1 protein-coding gene and 1 pseudogene are annotated in these 1968 nt (G+C 67.0%); both read left to right on the top strand.

What is annotated here, in order from left to right:
- Positions 1-420, top strand: a pseudogene (locus N7640_RS25495) (acetyl-CoA C-acyltransferase); the annotation flags it as partial.
- 76 nt (positions 421-496) lie between these two features.
- Positions 497-1968, top strand: a 1472-nt coding sequence (locus N7640_RS25490; RefSeq protein WP_279906080.1) for a 3-hydroxyacyl-CoA dehydrogenase NAD-binding domain-containing protein, incomplete at its 3' end; no start/stop codon positions are given.

Below are 1968 nucleotides of genomic sequence, written 5' to 3'. Positions count from 1 at the left end.
GCGCTGATGCTGATCGGCAGCGAAGCCAAGGGCAAGGAACTGGGCCTCAAGCCGCGTGCGCGCATCGTTGCCACGGCGGTGACCAGCACCGACCCGACCATCATGCTCACCGGCCCGGCGCCGGCCACGCGCAAGGCCCTGGCCAAGGCCGGCCTGTCGGTCGAGGACATCGATCTGTTCGAGGTCAATGAGGCCTTTGCCTCCGTCGTGATGAAGTTCATGAAGGATATGGGCGTCAGCGAGGACAAGGTCAACGTCAACGGCGGCTCCATCGCTATGGGTCACCCGCTGGGCGCCACCGGTTGCGCCATCCTTGGCACCCTGCTCGACGAGCTGGAGAAGCGCGGGCTGCGCTATGGCCTGGCCACCCTCTGCGTGGGCGGCGGCATGGGTATAGCCACCATCATCGAACGCATTTGACCGGTAGGGCGGGCGCAACCCGCGCACATCAAGCAGACGCGGGTTCCACCCGCCCTACGCAGCAAGGAATCAGAAAATGACTGACGCCATCCGTTACGAAAAGGGTTCGGACAACATCGTCGTCCTGACCATCGACATGCCCGGCCAGAGCGCTAACACCATGAACGGTGTGTATCGCGAGGCCATGGCCGCCACCATCGACCACCTGGAGGCCGAGAAGGACTCCATCGCCGGGGTGATCGTCGCCTCTGCGAAGAAGACCTTCTTCGCCGGCGGCGACCTCAACGAGCTGATCAAGGTCACCAGGGCCGAGGCGCAGCAGTTCTACGAAGGCATCCTGGTGCTCAAGGGCCAGCTGCGCCGGCTGGAGACCCTGGGCAAGCCGGTGGTGGCCGCCATCAATGGCGCCGCTCTGGGCGGCGGCTGGGAAATCTGCCTGGCCTGCCACCACCGCATCGCCATCGATGAGAGCCACGTTCAGCTGGGCCTGCCGGAGGTCACCCTCGGCCTGCTGCCGGGTGGCGGCGGGGTGGTGCGCATGGTGCGCCTGCTCGGCCTGGAGAAGGCGCTGCCGTACCTGGCCGAAGGCAAGAAGGTGCGCCCGGACGCCGCGCTCAAGGCCGGCCTGATCCACCAGTTGGCCGATAGCCGCGAGGACATGCTGGCCAAGGCCCGCGCCTGGATTCTCGCCAACCCGGCTGCCGTGCAGCCGTGGGATGTGAAGGGCTACAAGATTCCCGGCGGCACGCCGAGCACGCCGGCCGTGGCGCAGATGCTGGCCATCGCCCCGAGCGTGCTGCGCGACAAGACCAAGGGCTGCTTCCCGGCGCCGGAGAAGATCATGTGCGCCGCGGTGGAGGGTGCCCAGGTCGACTTCGACACCGCGCAGCTGATCGAGGCGCGCTACTTCACCGAGCTGACCACCGGCCAGGTGGCGAAGAACATGATCGGCACCTTCTGGTTCCAGCTCAACGAGATCAACGCCGGCAAGTCACGCCCGCAGGGCATTCCGCAGTACGTGACCAGGAAGGTCGGCGTGCTCGGCGCCGGCATGATGGGCGCGGGCATCGCCTACGTCTCGGCGGCGGCCGGCATCGACGTGGTGCTCAAGGACGTATCCATCGAGGCGGCGGAGAAGGGCAAGGCCTACTCGGCCAGCCTGCTGGAGAAGAAGGTCGCCCGCGGCCAGATGACGGCCGAGAAGCGTGACGCCTTCCTCGCCCGCATCACGCCGTCCGCCAGCGAGGCGGACTTCGACGGCTGCGACCTGATCATCGAGGCGGTGTTCGAGGATCGCGCCCTGAAGGGCAAGGTCACCGCCGCCGCCGAGACCGCGGCGCTGCCCGACGCGGTGATCGCCTCCAACACCTCGACCCTGCCGATCACCGGCCTGGCCAGCGCGGTGCAGAAGCAGGACAAGTTCATCGGCCTGCACTTCTTCAGCCCGGTGGACAAGATGCCGCTGGTGGAGATCATCCGCGGCGAGAAGACCAGCGACGAGACCCTGGCGCGCGGCTTCGACTACGTGCTGCAGATCAAGAAGACCCC

The organism is Pseudomonas sp. GD04015 (assembly GCF_029837675.1).
In the GTDB taxonomy this organism is placed as follows: domain Bacteria; phylum Pseudomonadota; class Gammaproteobacteria; order Pseudomonadales; family Pseudomonadaceae; genus Aquipseudomonas; species Aquipseudomonas paralcaligenes.
This window is presented reverse-complemented; position numbering and strand designations above follow the sequence as displayed.